The organism is Microcoleus sp. Pol10D4, from assembly GCF_036701555.1.
Classification (GTDB): domain Bacteria; phylum Cyanobacteriota; class Cyanobacteriia; order Cyanobacteriales; family Microcoleaceae; genus Microcoleus.
Genome location: NZ_JAUBRA010000092.1, coordinates 1 through 22,287, shown reverse-complemented (window position 1 = coordinate 22,287; position 22,287 = coordinate 1). Strand labels below are relative to the sequence as shown.

Here is a 22,287-nt window from a genome sequence, read left to right as displayed (position 1 = left end):
ATGAAGGCGATGATGTAGCAAATGGTGGCGCTGAGCAAGGTAGGAATCATCAAGACGCCGAACCAACCGATGTAAATGCGGTTGTCTGTGCTTGTGACCCACTCGCAGAAGCGTTCCCAGACATTGGCGCTTTCGCGCTGTTGTAAGGTTGTTGTCATCTGTTTATGATTGCTTTATTTGGTTTTCAATGTTCGTGACGGCTTTGTGTTCCGCCATGTAAATAAACATAAAGCTTTTATTTCAGTTTGTAAAGGCCTTTTAAGCACAGTTTTTATTATGAATGTCATAAGCTGCGCTGATAATAAGCCAGAATGCTTGCTGTATGGTGTTTTAAAAAGCAGAGTGCGGAATTTTTGGACGATCGCCCACCAATGAAGAATACTCATAATCTACCGAGGCAACGAGATTCGGGACGGGCGTCAGTGTTAAGATAGATGAAGTGTTGCGATCGCCAACCGCAAAACTCGCACTGCACAGATATATTTTGTTGCGTAAGTCCGATCGATAAAAGTCCCAAGGAATGTCCCGCACCGTCACCTACAGCCCTGCTTATACTCTGGTTCCCACTTACGAGTGTTATAACCGCTGCACCTATTGCAATTTTCGGGCAGAACCGCTGCAAAGTCCTTGGCTGACACTCGCAGAAGCCGAAAAACAGCTCAAGTTCCTGCAAACTCAAGGTGTAATTGAAATTCTCATCCTCAGCGGCGAGGTACATCCTCACAGTCAACGGCGAAAAGCTTGGTTGCAGCGGATTTACGATTTGTGCGAACTGGCGCTTGCTCTGGGGTTTTTGCCGCATACTAATGTGGGGCCGCTCAGCTTTGAGGAGATGGCACTGTTAAAAGAGGTAAATGTATCGATGGGGCTGATGCTAGAACAGCTTGCCCCAGATTTGTTACAAACTGTTCACCGACACGCACCGAGTAAAGTGCCGGCGCTGCGGCTGCAACAGTTAGAATGGGCTGGGGAATTAAAGATTCCGTTTACAACTGGTTTGCTGCTGGGAATTGGGGAAAGTGAGGCCGATTGGGTGGAGACATTAGAGGCGATCGCCCGGATTCATTCGCGTTACCATCACATTCAAGAAGTTATCCTCCAGCCACACAGTCCGGGAAATCAGCAAAGTTGGGACGGCGAAGTTTTTGATGCTACAAAAATGCCCGAAGTAATTGCGATCGCCCGCAGCATTTTACCTGATGAAATTGCCCTACAAATTCCGCCCAATTTAGTTGCACAACCAGACATCTTGCTGGCTTGTTTAGAAGCAGGTGCTAGAGATTTAGGAGGGATTGGGCCGCGAGATGAAGTTAATCCCGATTATCCTCACTTGCAACACCAAACTTTAACAGAAATTTTAGCAACATCGGGATGGCAACTCGTAAAGCGTTTGCCTGTTTATCCTCAGTACGATAAGTGGCTGCCCCAGACATTGCAAACTGCTGTTAAACAAAGGAGAGTTAGTCATTAGAAATTCTTATTACTTAGTGCCCCTCGGCTGCGACTTCGTTTTTGTAGAAGCGGTTGAAACCGCCGAGTGATAAAAATAAACTATTGAGATTTTAAATCAAAGAACCGCCCCCATCAATCCAGACTTCAGTACCTGTAATGAAGCTGGAGGAATGTGATACCAGAAATAACACTAATTGGGCGACTTCTTCGCTAGAACCTGCCGTATTATCCGTCAAAGGAATCATGTCTTCAATGGAATCAGGCGGGACTGGAATGCGATCGAGATGGCGCTTAACGGTGCTTTCTTCAATTGCAGTTAGCACCCCGCCCGGACATATCACATTGACTCTGATTTGGCAGGCTGCGAGTTCTAGCGCCAGCATTTTTGCAAAGGCTACCTGGGCAGCTTTTGAACAAGCGTAGGCCGTGGCACCAACTTTCCTGAAACTTCTGGTGCCATTAATCGATGATGTAATTACAATTGAACCTCCTTGTTTTTTCAGATGAGGAACAGCATACTTAACAGCCAAAAATGTTCCTCTGAGGTTGGTGTTAATTGTCCGATCCCACTCATCGGGTTCTATCTCCTCTATCGGCGACCATACACCGTTAATACCCGCATTTGCAAACAAAATATCAATTCTTTGATATTCATCAAAAATTGTTTGAAACGCTTTTTGCATTTGCTGAGAATCTCCCACATCTGCGGCAATAGCCAGCCCGCAACCTCCTTCATTTGCCAACTGGCGGACGGTTTCTTGCGCCGTTTCTAAAATGTGATCGATAATAGCAACTTTTGCTCCTTCCTTAGCCATTAAAATTGCTGCTGAACGACCAATTCCCGACCCACCGCCGGTAATAACTGCAACTTTTTGTGAAAGTTTCATAAGTTTTTATGTAAGATAAAATAATATTAAATATTATACGCGATCGCATATCCTAAAAATAGGACTAGAGAGAGAGCTTTAGTCCTAACTATAGATAGATGTTAGTTATCAAAAATATGAAAGCAAAAAGTAAAAAGATATCTTGCTTTTTACTTTTTACTTTTAACACAGTCCTTACGGCTGCGGGACCCAGACAGAAACTGAACCGGCGTTACACCTAAAATCAGCCCAACCATCGTCATTAGTTGTGATCGCTTCTTGGATGTGTTCGGTGATGTCAATATAAGTTCGATTCGGCTGTCCGACTTCCATAAACTTAGTGCCATCGCCTCCGTTGCTGAGTACCACAGCCATGCCGCCCGGATGTTCTTCATCTCCGAGTCGCGTCCAGCCAATGGTATTGGCGTGGTCGAAGTAATCGTACTGATTGCCGTAGGAATAAGTTTGACGCGCTAACAAGAATTGATCGAGAATAAACTGATGTTTGTCTAACCAAATCTCGTATTCGTTACCATCGTTTGCTGTATCCTTATAGTTAGCGCCGTAATAATCCGGGTAAAAAATACACGGATATCCTTCGCTTCGCAGCAGGATTAAAGCGTAGGCAAGAGGTTTAAACCAAGCCTCGACAACAGATTCTAGGGATTGTAATGGTTGAGAATCGTGGTTGTCAACCAAGGTAACGGCGAGGGCGGGTTGCTGTTGGACGAGAGTGTTATCAAAAATTGTTCGCAAATCGTAGCTATTACCGGCTTTGCTAGCAGCGTGGAAGTTGTAGTGGAGGGGTGCGTCAAATAAGGCTACTTTACCGTTGGTTGCTTCTAGGAAGTAGTGCAAAGCTTCCACTTCGTAAGACCAATATTCGCCGACGGCAAATAGGTCGCGTTGGGCATAGTGGCGGACGTGTTCCAACCATTCTTGGAAAAATTCTGCTTTAACGTGTTTGACGGCATCGAAGCGAAAGCCGTCAACGTTTGTTGTATCGACATACCACTCACCCCAGTATTTTAATTCGCCGCTGACTTCTGGGTTGTCCATATCTAAATCGCAACCCATCAGGTAGTCATAATTACCTTTTTCTAAGTCTACTCCTTGATCAAATTCTTTACCTTTTAGCAGGTAAACCGCATGGGTTTCTGTGTTGTAAACGTTGTAATCAATGGCGTCAAAATGCCACCAATGCCACTCCATGCTGGAATATTTTTTATCGCGGCCGGGGAAGGTAAAATTCGTCCAAGCTTTGATTTTTTGATATTCGCCTACGGTGTCATTCCGGTTGTCGGGATTGAAGGGTGTGGCTTCGGCTTCTTCTTCTGCGTCGGCACCTAATTTGTGGTTGAAGACAACATCGGCATAAATCCGAATTCCTGCATCTTGGGCAGCTTTTATCGCGGCCAAATACTCATCTTTTGTCCCGTATTTCGTCCGTACCGATCCTTTTTGGTCGAACTCACCTAAATCGAATAAGTCGTAGACGCCGTAACCCACATCCATGCCGCCGCCCGTTCCTTTATAGGCGGGTGGCAACCACAGAGATGTAACGCCGATTTTCGCTAAATCTTTTGCAGATTTCGCTAGCTGATTCCACAGGCTGCCGTCGTCGGGGCTGTACCAGTGGAAATACTGCATCATGACGCCATTGGCTTCAGACATATATTTAGTTTTTGCTATTTTGTAATGTTGCCAGATAGATTTTTGTTCGTAGCTTGCTAGTTTACGTAGGTCTGCAATCTATCGTTAATAAATATCATAATAGATGGGGCTGCTAAAAACAATCTATCTGTTGATGTATTGACAACAGAATGTAAGTTTGATAATAATTATTTGAGGCAGACCGAAAAATATTAATGGGGTAGCGATTGTGCGGCAACTCGCTCAACTCTGGTGTTCCAAGTACCGTCGATCGCCAATTCAAGCAATCTAAATCCCGGCGGGATTTCGTCAACTATAATCGGATGGCTTTTGGGTAAAAGTTGGATGCAGGTGCTGGGTGTCCCCAAGTAGGTAACTGACCCCCGCTGTTGTTGAAATTCTTGGTGAATGTGGCCGCAGAGGACAATTTTGATTTGAGGATATCGATCGACAATTGCCAAAAATTCATCGGCATTGTGCAGCATCATTCCATCCATTATTTCAGAGTTGATCGGCAGCGGATGATGGTGCAAGGCAATGATAACAGGTCGATCGCCGGTTTGTTGCAGTTGAGAGTCTAGCCAATGCAAGCTTTCTGGGGAAAGCCGCCCGCCGTCGCATCCCGCTTCCACACTTGAAAGTAATAGAAATTGCCAGTTTCCTAGCATCCATGATTTTTCTGGGGAAAGGGGTGACTGATTTAAGATTTCTGCCATGACAGGGATGTTGTCGTGGTTCCCAGGTATCCAGTAGGCGGGAATTCCGAGGGGGGCGATGAGGGAGACGAGGCGCTGGTAGGATTCGGGTGTTTCGTCTTGGGACAAGTCGCCTGTGAGTAGGAGTAAGTCGGGCCGCGGCTGTATCTGTTGCAAGCGATCGAGAACTGCTTGGAGGGTGCGGGTTGTTGAGAGGCCTTTCCATTCTCGATCGATCTCTGCAAACAAGTGAGTGTCGGTGATTTGGGCGACGAGTAGGGGAGAAACTGCTGTCATGGCTGGTGTTGCGGGTCGTTGCTATAGTTCTAGAGTACCTTCCCACAAGGGTTTTCGGGATATGGGAAAAAAGGGCGATTCCCTACCCTTGGGGAACCCACGCGCGTTGGGGATAGCTGCGCTTTACGAAATTTTTGACAGGTATGTTAAAATTTTCGAGATTTGGTGTACTATAAGAAAACGTCAAATTTCAGACGTGACGGCGGCATAGCCAAGTGGTAAGGCAGAGGTCTGCAAAACCTCCACCCCCAGTTCAAATCTGGGTGCCGCCTTTTTTAATTTTTGTTAGATGTGGGGCGATCGAGAAGATTAACAGGATATAGCGAGAGTGCTCAACTCCACTGCGAAAATCTTCTTGAGTTCTAGCTTTATAACAGCAAACAAAGATGAGCCAAGAATCTGAGTCGAAAACCAGAAAACAGAGAATTAATACTAAGCTAAAGTCGCTCAATTGGCAGATTGTCAAATATCGAGATGGGTTGGATACTTCCGCGCTGCAATGCCATGCAGTTGAGGAATATCCTACAGCCAATGGCCCGGCTGATTATGCCTTGTTTGTCAAAGGACGACTTTTGGGTGTTGTTGAAGCCAAAAAAGTAGCGGTTGGCGCACAAAATGTCTTGGAACAAGCAAAGCGCTACTCGCGGGGGGTGTTTAATGGGATTGGGAATTGGCGAGGCTACCGAGTGCCTTTTCTCTACTCTACGAATGGCGAAAATATTTATTTTCTGGATGTTAGAGGCGAACTGAATATCTTTCGGGAAATTGCCAGTTTTCATACAGCGGATGCCTTAACGGAAATGTTTGAGCATGACCAAGCTGCTAGCTATACTCGGTTGCAGAATAGTCCGATTGAGCAAATTGAGAGGCTTCGCCCCTACCAGAAAAAGGCGATCACTGCCACAGAATCAGCGATCGTCAAAGGCAAACGAGCGATGCTGGTGGCTATGGCCACGGGAACCGGCAAAACCTTTCTCACAGTTGCTCAAATTTATCGGTTGCTAGAGGCGAAGGTAGCCAAGCGGATTCTGTTTTTAGTCGATCGCAGGGCATTAGCAGCACAGGCGGTGAGGACGTTTGCTTCGTTCAATACGCCGAGGGGAAATAAGTTTAATCAAGAATATGAGGTCTATAGTCAGCGATTTCAGAAAGAGGATTTTGGCGATGATGAACAGTTTGACCCCCAAGTTTTGCCAAGTTCCTATCTAACAACTCCCCAAGCTAGTCATACCTTTGTTTATGTTTCTACTATCCAAAGGATGAGTATTAATTTGTTTGGAAAAGGCAGCGTTGATGTCGGAACCGATGGTGATATTGATGACGAAAGCGATGCCGAAAAATTCGATATTCCCATTCATGCTTTTGATTTAATTATTGCCGATGAGTGCCATCGGGGATATACTACCAAAGAGACAAGTGTTTGGCGCAATACTCTCGACTATTTTGATGGCCTCAAGATTGGCTTGACGGCGACTCCGGCGGTGAATACTCTATCTTTATTTAAAGAGGTAGTTTATCGTTATACCACTGAAGAGGCGATCGCAGATGGTTGGTTGGTCGATTATGAGCCTGTTTATATTTATTCAGATATTCGGATAAATGGCGCTTTTTTGCAAGAAGGCGAAGAAGTTGGCGTAATTGATACGGAGACAGGAGAGGAGATTTACGACGAGTTAGAAGATGAGCGGGAGTTTTCGACAGCGGATATTGAACGCAAAATAACTGTACCCGATAGCAACCGCAAAATAATCCAAGAAATTGCCGAATATGCCGAGAAACATCAGGAAGAAACCGGGCGTTTTCCCAGAATTCTGATTTTTGCGGTGAATGATTTGCCTCATCGCTCCCATGCCGATCAAATTGTCGGTATCTGCAAGGAAGTGTTTGGGCGGGGGGATGATTTTGTGCAGAAAATTACAGGTAGTCCTAGTGTCGATCGACCGCTGCAAAAGATTCGGGAGTTTCGCAATCGTCCTCAACCAAAAGTAGCGGTGACTGTGGATATGCTGACTACGGGGGTAGATATTCCCAGTCTAGAATTTATTGTGTTTATGCGTCCGGTGAAATCTCGGATTCTCTGGGTGCAGATGTTAGGTAGGGGGACTCGTCTTTGCGATGAAATTAACAAAACTCACTTTAAAATCTTTGATTGTTTTGGGGGTTCTTTAATTGAGTATTTTGCTAATACTACTGATTTAAAGATCGAGCCACCTGCTAAAGATCCTGTACCAGTTGGGCAGGTTATTCAGAAAATTTATCAAAATATCGATCGAGATTATCACCTTAAATCTTTGGTGAAGCGGTTGCACCGGATTGACAGGGGGATGAATCACGAAGCTAGGGCGCGGTTTGCTGATTATATCCCCGATGGGGATATGGGTAGGTTTGCGGGGGAATTGACAGAAAAAATAGAGCGGGATTTTACAAATACGCTGAATTTGCTGCAAGATGCCGGCTTCCAAGATTTGTTGGAAAACTACCCTAGAGCTAAACAGACTTTTATCATCGCTTACCAGCAGGAAGATACTGTCTCCTCTGAGGTGATGATTAAGGGGCAAAAAGCCGAGGATTATTTAGATAGTTTTTGCCGCTTTGTGCGAGAAAATCCCGAGCAGATAGAGGCGATCGCCATTTTACTCCAACGCCCGCGAGATTGGAAGACTGCGGCACTCAACGAACTTCGGGAAAAGTTGGGACAAAATCAGTTTCGAGAACCGGAACTGCAAAGGGCGACTCAGTTGGTGCATAATAAGGCTCTGGCTGATATTATCTCGATCGTCAAACGTGCTGCCCGTGCTGATGAGCCAATTTATACGGCGGTGGAGCGCATCGAAAGAGCGATCGCATCTGTGATGGTTGGTAAGTCGTTTAATGAGGAGCAGCTAAAATGGCTTGGTTACATCCAAGAGCATTTAGTGCAGAATCTCACTATTGAGATGGATGATTTTGAGTATGCGCCGATTTTTGAACGAGTCGGCGGTAAGGGTAAGGCGAAAAAAGTCTTTTCAGGTGGACTAGAAGCGCTGATTGATGAGATTAATGCTGCAATTGCAGCTTAGCTGCTGTGTCATCCTGAGCGAAGCGAAGGATCTCGGACATACTGAGGGTAGCCAAGCATCTCCCAAATAACCTTTTTACTATGAATACAAGACAATATTACGTGTACATAATGACAAATAAATCGCGAACTCTTTACACGGGTGTTACAAATGATCTGCAACGTAGGGTATATGAACACAAACATAAACTTGTACCGGGATTTACGTCTAAGTACAATATAAATAAGCTGATTTATTTGGAAGAAACTTCACAGGTCACGGATGCGATCGCTCGCGAGAAACAAATAAAAGGCTGGACAAGAGCAAAGAAGATTGCTTTAATAGATTCACAAAATCCAGAGTGGCGCGATCTAAGTGCTGAATGGTTTGGGGAATAACAATGAGGCTGTCATGCTGAGCGCAGCATCTCGAAGATTCTTCACTACGTTCAGAATGACAATTATTTGATTTGTCATGCTGAGGCAACGAAGCATCTCAGAGTTTCTTCAGTGCGTTCAGAATGACAATGAGGCTGTCATGCTGAGGCAACGAAGCATCTCGGAGTTTCTTCAGTGCGTTCAGAATGACAATGAGGCTGTCATGCTGAGGCAACGAAGCATCTCGGAGTTTCTTCACTGCGGTCAGAATGACAATGGGGCTGTCATGCTGAGGCAACGAAGCATCTCGGAGTTTCTTCAGTGCGTTCAGAATGACAAGGAGGCTGTCACAATGACACTTAGGCTGTCACAATGACAATCAGGCTTTAGCCGAGCGAAGTATCTCAGAATCACATCTTGAAGCACAGCAATTATGTCTGACGTTGTAAACAAACTCTGGGGCTTTTGCCACACTCTGCGCCATGACGGGATCGATTATGGCGACTACATTGAGCAATTAACTTATCTGCTGTTTCTCAAAATGGCTGATGAAAGGGGTGTTGATGTTCCATTGGGGTGTGAGTGGGAGAGTTTAAAAAAACGATCGGGCACTGATTTAACAGATCATTATCTGGATGTACTTCGCTCACTTCGCGAATCTCCGGGCTTGCTGGGTGATATTTTTGCTCAGTCGATGCCTCGTTTCAATAATCCCGTCAATCTCAAGCGGATCATCGCGATGATTGATGAGGAAGACTGGACAGAAATGGGCGTGGATGTCAAGGCGGCGGCGTTTGAAGGGTTGTTGGAAAAAGCGGCTAGTGAAGGCAAGAAGGGTGCAGGGCAATATTTTACACCCAGGGTGCTGATTAAATCAATTGTTAGGGTGATGAAGCCGAATCCTTTGAGTAGCCCTAATTTTAAGATTTGCGATCCAGCTTGCGGCACCGGGGGTTTTTTGGTGTGTGCTTATCAGTGGTTATTAGACATCACTGGCGGCGTATTCGATCGCAAAGATATCAAGCGGATTAAAACTAAAACTTATTATGGCGAAGATTTAGTCCCGCGCCCTCGCAGACTGGCGCTGATGAATCTGTTTTTGCAAGGGCTGGAACCGACGATTTATCTGGGGGATGCGATTTATGAGGCTGATTCGGGCGATCGCTATGACTGCATTTTAACTAATCCGCCGTTTGGCACGAAGGGCGCGAATCAAGCACCCGATCGGGATGATTTTACTATTGAGACGAGTAACAAGCAATTAAATTTTGTGCAGCACGTGATGAGTATCCTCAAGCCTGGGGGAAGGGCGGCGCTGGTTTTGCCGGATAATTGCTTGTTTGAGGATAAGGCGGGGGAAGTCTTCAAAATCTTGATGCAAGATTGCAATTTACACACGGTTTTGAGGTTGCCTAGAGGTACGTTTACTCCTTATTCTCAAGGGGTAAAGGCAAATGTAGTGTTTTTACAGAAGGGTTTACCTACGGAAAATGTCTGGATTTTTGATGCTCGTTCTAATGTGCCTGGAGTAACTAAAAAGGATCGTCCGTTAACGTCTTTGCATTTTGCCGAGTTTGAGCAATGTTACGGGGACGATCCAAATGGGCAGAGTATCAGAACTGATTTAGGGCTTGAGGGGCGGTTTAGAAAGTTCTCGATTAGTGAGGTTAAGCAGCGGGATTATAAGCTTGATATTACTTGGCTGAAAGATGAAAGTTTGGAGGATGGGGACAGTTTACCTGAGCCTCAATTTTTGGCGAGTGAGGCGATTACTGAGTTAGAAGCAGTGGTGGATGATTTAAGGGATATTTTACAGTTGATGGAAGTTGATGATGAGGATGAATAATACTCTAATTCCTATGGGATGGGCTAAGTGCTTTCTAGGTGATGTTTTAATCGTTAAAAATGGTTATGCCTTTAAGAGCACTGATTATTCATCAGAGGGTATTCCTCTAATCAGAATATCTGATATTCAGAATGGTAAAGTATCTACCCTTAATTCCGCTTTAATTCCTCAAAATAAAGCAAATTTGGATTTTCTGATTGAAACGGGAGATTTGCTGATAGCCATGTCTGGTGCTACAACTGGCAAAATCGGAGTCTACGAAGGGTTACATCCGTGCTTACAAAATCAACGAGTAGGTAATTTCAAGATTTACTCAAAAGATTTATTGGATAAAAATTTTAGGAATTTTTATGTTAATTCACTTCGCAAGCAGATTGAGATAACTGCCTATGGGGGAGCGCAACCTAATATATCATCATCCTTATTAGAAGGCTTTGAAATTTTATTACCACCACTCAACGAACAACGCCGCATCGTTGCCAAGCTGGAAAAACTACTAGCTAAAGTCGATACCTGCAAAGAGCGACTAGACAAAATCCCCGGCATCCTCAAGCGTTTCCGTCAATCCGTCCTGTCTGCTGCTTGTTCCGGTCGCCTCACCGCCGATTGGCGAGAAAATAATCCTGATGTAGAGTCGGCTGAGGAACTTTTAAAACGGATTCAGGCAAAGCGCTTAAAAAAGTATGAAGAGGAGTCTGCTAGAGCAAAATTAGAAGGGCGAAGAAAGCCGAAAAAACCTAAAGAGTTCCAATTACTATCGGAAACACCTAACATTGATATTCCGAAAAGTTGGGAAGTCGCCTATCCTGAAGACCTTTGCTCTTCTAAAGATTATTCTATAGGCATTGGGCCTTTTGGTAGCAATCTAAAAGTATCCGATTACACAAATGATGGTGTACCTTTAATATTTGTTCGACATATTCGGAGTGGGAATTTTGCCGGGTTAGACCCAAAGTACGTTACACCAGAAAAAGCTCAAGAATTATTGCCACACATGGTAGAACCATTGGATTTACTTATAACAAAGATGGGAGAACCCCCAGGAGATTGCGAAATTTATCCTGATGGTAGACCAAATGGTATTATCTCATCAGATTGCTTAAAATTCCGAATCTGGGAAACTGACCTTGAAAGAGTTTTTTTTAAACATTGCATTAACTCGTTTATTATCAAAGACCAGCTTGGTTTAATAACTAAAGGTGTGGCCCAGCAAAAAATTAGTGTTGAACGCTTTAAATCAATTCTTTTCCCAGTTCCACCACTAGCCGAACAACAAGAAATCGTCCGCCGTGTTGAAAACCTCTTCAAAACCGCTGACCAAATCGAACAACGCTACCAAAAAGCCAGAACCTACATTGACCAACTCACCCAATCCATCCTCGCCAAAGCCTTCCGGGGTGAACTGGTTCCCCAAGACCCCAACGACGAGCCTGCATCGGTATTATTAGAACGGATTCGCGCCGAAAGGGAAAACAGAGAAAACGTTGCCAAAACTGCTAAAAAGCCTGCGGCCAACAAAAAACAACGCAGCAAGAAAGCGCAACCGCAATTAGAACCAACACCGCAATTAGAACCAACACCGCAATCAGAACCAATTCAGCTAGAATTGCCGCTGTTTGACTAGATATCTCCAACAAGTAATCTCAATTTATCATCCTGACAGCCCCTGTTGTCATCCTGACAGCCCCTATTGTCATCCTGAGCGTAGCGAAGGATCTCCGAGATTCTTCGCTACGCTCAGAATGACAAACGATGCTTATTGACTACGATCGCAAATCGTCGATCAGTTTTTCTATAGCCATACTTTTTGTGGTTTCATCCGGTAGAAGATTAAACACTTTCTGTAAAAGTTCTGGAGACGCATTTTTAATAAACCAATCTTCACCCGGATTATCCCCAAGATTTAAAAAATACTTTAAACGTTCCTCTATAGCTTCCTTATCTGCTTTATCCAGTTGTGCAACTCGCGTAAGCCAATCCCCTTGCGAATCTTTAAAACAGTTAGCATCAACAGTACATATCTGATGCACTAGAGCGAAGGAATTCTTAGAAAGACCATTTGTGATTGTAGAATTAATCGGATATACAGTTGGCAAACCTTTAGAGGTTTCTTGTGAAGTCAATGGAATCAGCGTCAAAGTTTGGATGTATGTAGATTCATCTTGAAATTGGTCACTTGTCCAAACGATATAAGGATGCTCTCCCCGAAAAACCCGACTTGAATTAATCACCTGAGTGCAAGAAATTGTCTTGCACTCAATCTCCCCTGGTTCATTTATCTCATAAATATGATGATGACCGAGTTTGCAACGAAGAGATACTCTATAGGGATTGATAAAATAAATCCAACCTTGACGCGGTTTTTGTCCAGCCACTCGCTCACTCCAATTCACTCATTAACTTTTCTCTTTCTTTGTACAGATTAAGTCTCACCTGTTCCTCTGGTTCGTGGCTATATTTAACCTCAAGCATGGGAGCAGTGCTATAGACATATTCTAGTAACTGATTCAGTTTATCCTCTCCTGCACCCGCCCATTCTCTCCTGATGTTGTCAAGCATGAGCTTCAGACCTAAAGGTAACTTTAAATCACCCACATTACCAGCTCTCTCACCAAGTCTGATGAATATACTTTCTCCCTGAGATTCTTGAACAATCTCTTTGCCATTCATTTGATTTAAAGCAGCGTCTATGCCTTCGTTCCAAGGCCCAAATTTATAAAAACGCCAATCTAAATCAGTAAGCTGTTTGTCTGTCCATTTGATCGCATAAAGATCGGCCAAATACAAAAACTTGATTAACTGCGTTTTTGTAATATGGCCTTTTGTTGCGTAGACAAAGTATTTGATCAGATTTTCTAGCATGGCTTTCCTCCTTTCGATTTCAAAAAGCTCCCTAATTAATCTTATAATTTGTTCGCTCAATTTAACTTTAGTCTATTATATCATCCAAAGGGAAGCTTGGCTGTTAAACCATATAAAAAATAGCTAAGGGTAAGGTGGGCACTGGACACCCTACAAATAGACTGTGTGCGTCCCGGACTGTACTCTTCAAAAGTTTAATTGCAGCCTAAGAAATATCTATCGGGATTGTCGCTCGCTTTAATATTTGTTGAGCCACCCCATAATAGTTAGGATTTTCTAGCCCTTTTAATTCATGTTCGATATCTTCCCAATCCCCTAGCTTGCTTTTCCACTTACCATCCTCTTCTTGTCTGGCTGCGTGCTGTGGCTGGCCGTTATAGGTGTATATTGCTATTTTTTGAAACCCCGGTTCAAGGTCACGATTCTCGCAAAGTTCATATCCAATAGTTTGATAAGCTTGGATAAAAGCTTCCAGCGTTAACTCTCTTGAAACACCATCCGGCCAGTACCCATCAGGGTCTACCGGGTCCCATCTGCATTCCTCTTCTCCAGCAGCAAAAGCAAAACAATTATAATCTACTGTTTCTCCACTTGTTACTTGATATTCAGTAAGCTCTAAGTTAGGAAATCTCAATATTTTTCGGTAATCTAGCTTACCACTCATAACCGTGTTCTTTTCCCCATTGTATCCAGGCTTGGGCCATTTGCTTCATGCGGCCGCGCTGTTCGGGTTTTACCGGATTGTCACCAGTAATTGCCCTCAACGCCCAAAACCAATGGTCTGGCTTTTGTTCGAGGTCACGCAAAATCAAGGGGATAACTGGCTGTCCCATGCCGATAATTCTCTGATAAGCCTGGTGCATTGATTTCTGTGTAACTAATGATAGCATCCCCGTTGCGAGGCGCCATTCTTCGGCGAACTTCTTAAACTCTGCTTCTAGTTCTACCTTGCTTTTAATCGGGAAGTCATCAGCAGGCATTCCTGAAGGCAACAAATATACTTTTAAAACATCTTTTGCTTTTGATGCAGATTCTAAAAAGCTATTCGGAATCAACAAGTCATTAAGCTTTTGACAAAATCGCTCTTTTTGTTCTGTCGATAACTTAGAGATTTCTTCAAATTCATCAACAGCGGCAATAAGCTCATCTGCTAGTTCTTCTACCGTCCAAGCATAAGTTTTCTTTAAAGCGTATATAGGAATAATACTCTCTAGTATGTTGACTAAATCATTATGGTTTGTGTTTTCTACTTCTGACTCTACGTTTCTGACTAAATCATCAATAGGCAACGCAGCGACTGTTTTTCTCAACGCAGTCAAAATAGCCTCAAAGACTGAGTTGTCCAAGGCTATAATTTTTTCGATGCCGGATTGATATTGGCGATGTATTTTTAAAGAAGGCATATTAGTTTTCTTGTCTTTGCTAAGAGAAGTTGAATAGAGACTAATTGGCTTACTTATACGTTCATTATAACACTATTGTGAGCATAAAAATGTAGGGACACGGCACTGCCGTGTCCCAACCCAATATCTGTACTTCTTACTCAAATCATCACATTTTGCTGATAATTCTTTGCAGGATTTCCACGCCTGTTACCGCTTGCCAGCCAAACAGCCCCAAGAGCACAACATTCAGAAAGATGTGAGCGTTTCTCGCCCAATCATTGCCTTTTTGCATCAAAGGAGTCAGCGAGGCTGCGATCGCAATTATTGCCGTCATTCCCAATCCTGCTAGCAAGTGCGGGCCGACAAATAGTTTGCCGTTGTTGATGTAGGTGACGGCCATTCCGCCGACTGCACCCGTTACCATCAAGGCTAGCAGCAAAGAACCCATCTGGTGATGCTTGATGTTGAATTTACCCTTAATTAACTCTTTTTTGACTTCGCCTTCCGCACTTCTGGTACGGCGGATTTGCAGGCCGAGATACAAAGCATAAAATGAGATGGCCAGCAATACCCACATTAAAACTGGGTGGAAGAATTGGCTCCAAACTTTCACTGACTGGGGAATTTCGAGATTCATAGTGTTCTGAGGATTAGCAAACATACTTCATAAAACTTAGCATACCAGTCAGGCCGTCTCGTGCGACGGTAAAAATATACGGTATGAGAGACTATTATGGCTGCCACTAAACAAGACGCTGTATTGATTCAAGCCGCCAAGACTGGCAACATTATTCACGTCCAAGCTTTACTCGCTAAGAATGTTAACGCTAACGCCAAAGACTCTGAGGGGACGACGGCTTTGATGTTTGCTGCCCAAAAGGGCTATACAGAAATCGTGCGTATTCTACTAAACAATGACGCTAATGTCAACCAGGTGAGCAGGCGTTTTGGGCTAACGGCTTTGATGCTGGCGGCGGCTCACAAACAGGCTGACTCTGTGCGGCTATTGCTGGCGGCGGGTGCTGATGTTAATGCTAAAAATGATGATGGAAGTACAGCTTTGATGGCGGCTTCTCTGAAGGGTGATATCAATGTTATCCGGCTTTTACTTGATGCTAATGCTGATGTAAATGTACAAGATAAAGATGGAGATTCAGCTCTGAAAATAGCTGCTTTATCGGGTCATCAAGCTGTTGTCAAAGCTTTGGTAGAAGCGGGTGCTGTTGCTGACAATTCTATGCTGTTTTTAGCTGTCCGTCAAGGTAGCGCAGAAATTGTGCGAATTTTGCTCAATTGTGGAGCGGATGCTAATGTTAAAAATCTAGAGAGCAAAACTGCTTTGATGCAGGCTGCGACGGCGGGAAATTTGGCTGTTGTCGAGGCGCTGTTGGCTGCTGGTGCTGATGTCGAAATTCCCGACAAAAACGGAGAAACTGCTTTAACTTTGGCTGCAGATGCCGGCAATACTGATGTGGTGCAAACTTTGCTTGGTGCGGGTGCTGATGCGAATGTGAAAAATGGAGATGGGGGCACGGCTTTGATGGCCGCTGCTGCTGGAGGAAATTTGTCGATCGCCCATATCTTACTCGATGCTGGCGCCGATATCAACGCTAAGGATAAAGATGATGAAACTGCTTTGAATTTTGCCGTGGTTGAAGGCTGCGAAGATGTGGTGGAATTGCTCTTAAACCGAGGTGCAAGTGTCGGTGCTAGAAATCGGTTGGGCGATACGCCTTTACTGGTGGCGGCTGTTCACGGCCATAGTGCGATCGTATCGGCTTTGCTGCAAAAAGTAAACTCAAATCGGGATGAGTTTCTGAATGCGAAAAACTTTGGGGAGACGGCTTTGACGCTGGCTGCTTTTCACGGACATACCGAGACTGTGAAGGCTTTGCTTGACGGCGGTGCTGATCCCAATGTCCCGGCGGATTTGGGGAAAACTGCATTAATGAAGGCGTGCGATCGAGGTTATGTGGCGATCGTCCAATTATTAATCGAAAAAGGTGCAGATGTCAACTTGCTCGATGATTCGGGCGCAACTGCTGTAATGTGGGCTGCACATCGGGGCTGTGTCGGTGCTGTACAGGTTTTAATTGATGCTGGTGCAGAACTAAACCACAAAAATCCGGGCAATTATACAGCTTTAATGCTGGCTGAGTTTAAGGGTTATTCCAGCGTGGTGAATTTGCTCAAAAGTGCTGGAGCACTGGAGTAAGAATGAAAGAGTTTTGACTAAAGTAATTCTGTCATTCTGAGGGTAGGCTTTGGGAAGTGAAGAATCTCAGATATCGGGACTTACGCATTGTAACGGTGTGCCAATAGTTTGAGATTCTTCGCTTCACTCAGAATGACCAAATTACGTGATTAGTGCGTCCCGGACAATGAATTATATCAATTTCGGCTGCGCCACAAGGATATCAAATGCGCGCTTCATCGTCGGGCGTAAAGTCAAATCCCGATGCCAACAAAAAATTCGCGCAATTTTCATTTTTTGGACTCACAGTCAACAGTCAACAGTGAACAGTCAACAAGCATTCCGGTGCAACCGGAATCGATATTAACCTCAATTTGCTTTGCGTACCCAGCCGTTAATAGTAAAGCGACTATCAGCAAAAGCTTTTGAGGGACAGCTAACTCGCAAAACTTCGTGCATATAGCGACTCAGAAAAAATACTATGCTATTATTGCGAGGTTCAACAGTTCTGAATGTCTTGTCTGCAACATAAAAATTGTTCTCGACTTTGCTGTCATAAATCTGCAATTCGCCACCGGAAAAAGCCTTGGGTTCTCGATAGAAATAGTAAACGTAAGTAAAAAAGCGGCTGGCGGTATCTGGCGAGCCACTGTCGTTGTGAAGTTTATAAAAGTTGTTGTCATTGTGCATGGTTAGCTGAGCTTCTATCTCACCCAGGGGAAATGACGGAATATTTAAACTTTTCAGCACGTCGGGGAGAATTGCTTTGATGCGATTAACCATCAGTTCCGAAAATTCGGGGAACGAGTGGAGTACCATCGAACGGCGGTAATCTTCGGCATTGGTTGAGGTGCTGGTACTCACAAATTCTGATTCTTTTGCTAAGACATATTTAATGAGTTTGTTTTTTTCTGCTGGTGTCAAAAAGTTGTCAATTTGGGCGTAGCGAGATATTAAATCGTCATTTACAGGTGGCGCAGGGGCAGGAATTTCTGCGGGAATTTGTGCGGGGATTTCTACAGGAGTTGCAGGCTGCTGCGATTCCAGTTGCTGCAAGTAAATTGGGGGTTCTGTGACTAATCCGACTAGGTGTTCGCCGGGAAAAAAAAGGGTGGAACGCCCGTCGTCTATGGGGATTTGAAATAAGGGCGAAAAACTGAGTGTTTGTTGGGTGCGATCGACTAATGTTTTGATCAGGCTGTGCAATAATGGTGTATCAGATTTGAGGGTGACGGTGCATTGATGTCCCCCGGTTAGCAGGATTTTGACTTTTATGTCTTGGGGTTTAATTTGCTGTTGAATTGTGGTATTCATAGCCGTTAGTTATAGAAGAAGGAAGAAGGAAGAAGGAAGAAGGAAGAAGGAAGAACAAAAATTTAATCATTGCTTGAGGGCTGGCTAGAAGCCCATCCCACAAGAGAATTGACTCTTGTGGAATAGGCATCTTCCCTGTTAGTGACAGATACCTAAGATGTCATTACTACACTAGGAACTTAATTAATGCAAGAAGTGGCGGATGTCGGTGAAAACCATTGTGATTCCGAGTTGGTTGGCGGCTTGAATGGAATCTTGATCGCGCATACTTCCTCCCGGTTGGACGATCGCAATTATGCCCGCCTCAGCCGCAGTTTTGACTGAATCGTCGAAGGGGAAGAAACCATCGCTAGCCAAAATCGCTCCTTTGCTCTTCTCTCCTGCTTGTTCCAATGCTAGTTTAACCGAACCGACGCGATTCATTTGTCCGGCGCCGACACCGATTGTAGTGCGATCGCGCGTCACAACGATCGCATTTGATTTGACGTGTTTCGCTACTTTCCAAGCAAACAGCAATTCTTCCAACTCTCCCGCCGTCGGCTGTTTCTCAGTAACCATCCGCCATTTGCTAGTTTCTTCTACTATATTATCTGAGTCTTGCACCAGCAAACCGCCTGCAATAATTTTAACAGTTTGTGGCGGCCCTTGAGTCAAATCAGGCAAAATTAATACTCTAACTTTCGCCTTTTTCTTGATAATTTCTTCGGCTTCTGGTTCGCACCCCGGCGCGACGATACATTCTAAAAATGTTTGAGTTAACGCCGTGGCGGTAGCAGCATCAATCGGGCGATTGAGGGCGACAATACCGCCGAAAGCTGAGACTGAATCGGTGTCGAAGGCTTTTTGATACGCTTCAGAAATAGTTGTTCCCAAGGCTGTGCCGCAAGGGTTTGTATGCTTCAGAATAGCGGCGGCTGGTGTGTCCGGGAATTCTACGATTAGCCGCCTTGCTGCTTCTAAATCTACTAAATTATTGTAGCTTAATTCTTTGCCTTGCAGGATGGTGCTAGTTGTCCAGCCTGTCGGTGTAGTTCCGCTTTGATACCAGGTGGCGGCTTGATGGGGATTTTCGCCGTAGCGGAGAGTTTGCAACTCTTTTCCTGATAAATTAAACTGCTCTGGTAGTGCAGAGCCTTCAGCAGCGGATTGGCTGCTGAGATAAGTTGCGATCGCGCGATCGTAGTTTGCTGTATGTTTGAAGGTTTCTAGCGCACATCTTTGCCGAAACTCTAAGGATGCTTCGCCACCATTTTCCCGCAGTTCTTTTAAATAAGTATTGTACTGTTCTGGGTCGCACAAAACTGTCAAATGAGCGTGGTTTTTGGCGGAAGCTCTCAACATTGCCGGCCCGCCGATATCTATCTGCTCAATTGCGTCTGCTAGAGTAACTCCTGGTTTAGAAATTGTCTCTTCAAATGGATACAAATTGACTACAACTAGATCGATCGCCCGAATTTGATTTGCGGTTAAATCTGCGAGGTCTTCCGGTACATCGCGGCGTGCTAAAATGCCACCGTGGATTCGCGGGTGAAGTGTTTTGACTCGCCCTCCCAAAATTTCGGGGGAACCAGTATATTCCGCAACTTTGGTGACTGGGATGCCTGCTTCTTTGAGAGCCGTTGCTGTCCCGCCACTACTAATTATGTCAAATTCAAATTCTTCTACTAGACTGCGCGCTAAGTCGATTAGTCCGGTTTTATTGGATGTGCTCAGAAGTGCTAGACGTGCCATTGGTTTGAAGTTGCGATCGCAAAAATAGATAGGTTATATTCTATACCAAATCGGCCCGCAGGGAGATGATTTGGTCATGGCTAATTATGATTATTTTTAATAATCAAAGATGAGTTCGCTTATTTGTGACCATATTTTTTGTCAAATTTATATAATATTTTATACTGACCAGTGGTTTCTAGATATCTAGAACTTGCGCGTGGAACTGATTATTTTGTGAGTGCGAGGGGGATTGAAGCCATATCCAGCTTCCACAGTTCGTGTCGCTACGTAAGTGTCAATGTTGTTGAAATTACTTAATAAAACTTAATAGATAATTATAGGGCGATCGCTCTTGAATTTTAACGATGTTTTATGATGAATTCTAAAAGTAATGTGCTAGCATCGGGTGTAAATTGCTCTCTCCCTAAATTTCCCGAAAAATAGGGCGATCGCCACACATTAATCTAAACAATAATTTGGTAGGGTTAACATATGTTTTTTCAAGAAGCAGATCCAGAAAATAAGCTCAGTAATATTAGCAGGAATCATAAACAAACTGCTCCCAATCTGACTAATAGAACAGGCTACCAACAGATTTCAAAAAAAAGAATCCAGAATTCACCAGAGACCAATATTTCCGAAGCTTATAGTGTTAGTTTGTGCGAATTGCAGCAGATGGAGCGAGCAATGGAACAGCTAAAGCAGGATTTGAAAGCTAGCGAATCTCGGTTTAGGAATGTGATCGAAAAAAATGCCGACGGCATCGCAATCGTTAACAAGCTAGGACTTGTCTGTTTTGCCAACCAGTCAGCAGAAGCGCTGTTTAACTGCACCGCAGATGAACTTTTAGGGCAAGCATTTTTTGGCAATTTAGTAGTAGAAGTTTCCGCTTGTGACCTTGAGATGGCGACGGATATTATTCCCCAAGTTGGAAAAACAGAAGCACCAGGAACTCGCGTCGTGCAAACAGAAGTTGAAGCTATTCGCAAGCAAAAAGCAAATGCTGTAGTAGAAATGCGGGTGGTGGAAACGGAATGGGACGGAGAAATGGCTTATTTAGCTACGCTGCGGGACATTACCGATCGCAAGCGCGCAGAAGAAATGCTTTGGTTGTACGATCGAGCTATCGCAGCTACTAGCACCGGAGTTACGATTTCTGACGCCACTGACCCCGAAAATCCAATTATTTATTGCAATCCAGCATTTGAAAGCATGACAGGTTATCGGCGGCAGGAAATTATCGGAAAAAACGGCCGATTTTTGCACGGAAGCGATACGGATCCGGCGGCAGTAGAAATAATTCGCCAAGCCTTGCAAGCAGAAAGCGAATGCAAGGTAATATTAAAGAATTACCGCAAAGACGGAACCGCTTTCTGGAATTGTTTCTCCATATCTCCCGTGCGCGATCGAATGGGCCAATTAACTCATTTTATTGGCGTACAGAGAGACATCACGGAGCGCAAACAAGCCGAAGAAGCCTTGCATAATTCCGAAGCACAAAGCCGAGAACAAGCAGCTCAACTAGGAGCCACACTGGAGCAACTAAAAGCCACTAATTCCCAATTAGTTCAAAGCGAAAAAATGTCTAGTTTGGGATTGCTACTTGCCGGCGTCGCTCACGAAATTAACAACCCAGTCAGCTTCATTTACGGCAATCTCGCTCATCTGACCAATTATACTCAAGACTTGTTCGATCACCTCGAACTCTATCAACAACACTATCCTAATCCAGTCGCAGAAATTCAAGAGCAAAGAGAAAAAAATGATCTAGATTTTTTAGCTGAAGATTTACCTAAAATACTATCTTCAATGAGCGTTGGTGTCGATCGCATTTGCCAGATTGTGCAGTCGCTGCGGAACTTTTCGCGGCATGACGATTCACAGATGAAACCCGTTAACCTCCACGAAGGTATCGACAGCACGCTGTTAATTCTCAATCACCGTTTGAAAGGGAACGGAGAAAAGCAGCCAATTCAAATTGTAAAACACTACGGAAAATTGCCAACCGTTGAGTGTTTCGCTGGGCCGATCAATCAAGTTTTTATGAATATCCTCAGCAATGCGATCGATGCTTTAGAAGATGCGAACAGTAGGCAAAATTGTCGAGAAATGCTAGAAAATCCCAGCCAGATTATGATTGGTACGGAAGTTGTCGGCAATTTTGTAGAAATTAAAATTGCCGACAACGGCCCTGGAATAACTGAGGAAGTCAAACAGCAGATATTCGATACATTTTTTACTACCAAGCCCATTGGCAAAGGCACGGGAATGGGTTTGTCAATTAGCTATCAAATTATTGTAGAAAGACACAAAGGCGAATTATATTGTAATTCGGAATTGGGCAAGGGCACGGAATTTGCTATCAGAATTCCGATCGCACCTTAGCGCGGAATGTGCAATCTACACGTTACCAACTTGATATATAGGCAAACAAGCGAGGGGGACTCGCACTCCTACAAAACGAGAAAAATCGTTTTTTCTCGTTCCCAGACTCTGGGTGGGAACGCATACTTAGGATCGCGAATTAAATAACTTACAATTTTAATTGTTATTGTGGGATGGGCGTCCCGCCCGTCCAAAAAGGACGGGCGGGAC

General features: G+C 44.3%; 18 protein-coding genes, 1 tRNA gene and 1 pseudogene. 8 read left to right on the top strand and 12 right to left on the bottom strand.

The annotated features are described in order from the left end of the window. Both QUA36_RS28460 and QUA36_RS28455 read right to left on the bottom strand, forming a co-directional pair. Positions 1-158: pseudogene (locus QUA36_RS28460) on the bottom strand (photosystem II q(b) protein); the annotation flags it as partial. A 172-nt stretch (positions 159-330) separates the two neighbouring features. Next, on the bottom strand, positions 331-537 hold the full coding sequence (locus QUA36_RS28455) for a hypothetical protein (RefSeq protein ID WP_333459846.1): 207 nt from the start codon (positions 535-537) through the stop codon (positions 331-333). On the opposite strand from QUA36_RS28455, the gene cofG reads away from it, so the two are divergent. Continuing rightward, positions 521-1,471 carry a 7,8-didemethyl-8-hydroxy-5-deazariboflavin synthase subunit CofG gene (gene cofG, locus QUA36_RS28450; protein ID WP_333459845.1) on the top strand — a complete coding sequence of 317 codons (951 nt, stop codon included), beginning with the start codon at positions 521-523 and terminating at the stop codon, positions 1,469-1,471. The genes QUA36_RS28455 and cofG overlap by 17 nt on opposite strands. A 91-nt stretch (positions 1,472-1,562) precedes the next feature. On the opposite strand, the gene QUA36_RS28445 is transcribed toward cofG, so the two are convergent. From QUA36_RS28445 to cpdA, 3 genes are all read right to left on the bottom strand, one after another. Beyond that, complete coding sequence (locus QUA36_RS28445; protein WP_333459844.1) at positions 1,563-2,339, bottom strand: SDR family NAD(P)-dependent oxidoreductase; 777 nt, start codon at positions 2,337-2,339, stop codon at positions 1,563-1,565. Between the two features lie 174 nt (positions 2,340-2,513). After that, positions 2,514-3,992 carry an alpha-amylase gene (locus QUA36_RS28440; protein WP_333166124.1) on the bottom strand — a complete coding sequence of 493 codons (1,479 nt, stop codon included), beginning with the start codon at positions 3,990-3,992 and terminating at the stop codon, positions 2,514-2,516. A gap of 191 nt (positions 3,993-4,183) precedes the next feature. Continuing rightward, positions 4,184-4,963 carry a 3',5'-cyclic-AMP phosphodiesterase gene (gene cpdA / locus QUA36_RS28435; RefSeq protein ID WP_333459843.1) on the bottom strand — a complete coding sequence of 260 codons (780 nt, stop codon included), beginning with the start codon at positions 4,961-4,963 and terminating at the stop codon, positions 4,184-4,186. Positions 4,964-5,164: 201 nt separating this feature from the next. Here cpdA and QUA36_RS28430 point away from each other — a divergent pair. The 5 genes from QUA36_RS28430 (at position 5,165) to QUA36_RS28410 (ending at position 11,848) form a co-directional block, all read left to right on the top strand. Beyond that, a tRNA-Cys gene (locus tag QUA36_RS28430) sits at positions 5,165-5,235 on the top strand. Between the two features lie 114 nt (positions 5,236-5,349). After that, a complete protein-coding gene (locus tag QUA36_RS28425; protein ID WP_333459842.1) occupies positions 5,350-8,022 on the top strand; it encodes a type I restriction-modification enzyme R subunit C-terminal domain-containing protein in 2,673 nt (890 codons plus the stop codon). Positions 8,023-8,102: 80 nt separating this feature from the next. Then, positions 8,103-8,399, top strand: coding sequence for a GIY-YIG nuclease family protein (locus QUA36_RS28420; protein WP_333227638.1), 297 nt, complete (start codon positions 8,103-8,105; stop codon positions 8,397-8,399). 412 nt (positions 8,400-8,811) lie between these two features. Continuing rightward, positions 8,812-10,224, top strand: a complete 1,413-nt coding sequence (locus tag QUA36_RS28415) for an N-6 DNA methylase (RefSeq protein ID WP_333459841.1) — start codon at positions 8,812-8,814, stop codon at positions 10,222-10,224. After that, positions 10,217-11,848, top strand: coding sequence for a restriction endonuclease subunit S (locus QUA36_RS28410; protein WP_333459840.1), 1,632 nt, complete (start codon positions 10,217-10,219; stop codon positions 11,846-11,848). The genes QUA36_RS28415 and QUA36_RS28410 overlap by 8 nt, the downstream gene beginning before the upstream one ends. Before the next feature lie 139 nt (positions 11,849-11,987). On the opposite strand, the gene QUA36_RS28405 is transcribed toward QUA36_RS28410, so the two are convergent. From QUA36_RS28405 to QUA36_RS28385, 5 genes are all read right to left on the bottom strand, one after another. Beyond that, positions 11,988-12,599: a type II toxin-antitoxin system PemK/MazF family toxin gene (locus QUA36_RS28405; protein ID WP_333459839.1), complete on the bottom strand. Its 612-nt coding sequence runs from the start codon at positions 12,597-12,599 to the stop codon at positions 11,988-11,990. Between the two features lie 4 nt (positions 12,600-12,603). Continuing rightward, on the bottom strand, positions 12,604-13,086 hold the full coding sequence (locus QUA36_RS28400; RefSeq protein ID WP_333459838.1) for a type II toxin-antitoxin system antitoxin SocA domain-containing protein: 483 nt from the start codon (positions 13,084-13,086) through the stop codon (positions 12,604-12,606). Positions 13,087-13,291: 205 nt separating this feature from the next. Then, a complete protein-coding gene (locus QUA36_RS28395; protein ID WP_333459837.1) occupies positions 13,292-13,750 on the bottom strand; it encodes a DUF7689 domain-containing protein in 459 nt (152 codons plus the stop codon). Next, positions 13,740-14,489 (bottom strand): hypothetical protein, encoded by a 750-nt coding sequence (locus tag QUA36_RS28390; RefSeq protein ID WP_333459836.1) that lies wholly within the window; start codon positions 14,487-14,489, stop codon positions 13,740-13,742. Before QUA36_RS28390 ends, QUA36_RS28395 begins: the two co-directional genes overlap by 11 nt. Before the next feature lie 148 nt (positions 14,490-14,637). Next, entirely contained in the window at positions 14,638-15,108 is a 471-nt protein-coding gene (locus QUA36_RS28385; protein WP_333459835.1) for a DUF4079 domain-containing protein, read from the bottom strand. 96 nt (positions 15,109-15,204) lie between these two features. Here QUA36_RS28385 and QUA36_RS28380 point away from each other — a divergent pair, with 96 nt between their 5' ends. Then, positions 15,205-16,686, top strand: a complete 1,482-nt coding sequence (locus QUA36_RS28380) for an ankyrin repeat domain-containing protein (protein WP_333459834.1) — start codon at positions 15,205-15,207, stop codon at positions 16,684-16,686. A gap of 348 nt (positions 16,687-17,034) precedes the next feature. Here the strand turns inward: QUA36_RS28380 and QUA36_RS28375 are convergent, their stop codons facing one another. Together QUA36_RS28375 and purH are read right to left on the bottom strand one after the other, a co-directional pair. Beyond that, positions 17,035-17,979 (bottom strand): 2OG-Fe(II) oxygenase, encoded by a 945-nt coding sequence (locus QUA36_RS28375; protein ID WP_333459833.1) that lies wholly within the window; start codon positions 17,977-17,979, stop codon positions 17,035-17,037. A gap of 183 nt (positions 17,980-18,162) precedes the next feature. Then, on the bottom strand, positions 18,163-19,710 hold the full coding sequence (gene purH / locus QUA36_RS28370; RefSeq protein ID WP_333459832.1) for a bifunctional phosphoribosylaminoimidazolecarboxamide formyltransferase/IMP cyclohydrolase: 1,548 nt from the start codon (positions 19,708-19,710) through the stop codon (positions 18,163-18,165). Between the two features lie 474 nt (positions 19,711-20,184). Here purH and QUA36_RS28365 point away from each other — a divergent pair, with 474 nt between their 5' ends. Continuing rightward, positions 20,185-22,077 (top strand): PAS domain S-box protein, encoded by a 1,893-nt coding sequence (locus tag QUA36_RS28365; protein ID WP_333374164.1) that lies wholly within the window; start codon positions 20,185-20,187, stop codon positions 22,075-22,077. Positions 22,078-22,287 lie beyond the last annotated feature (210 nt).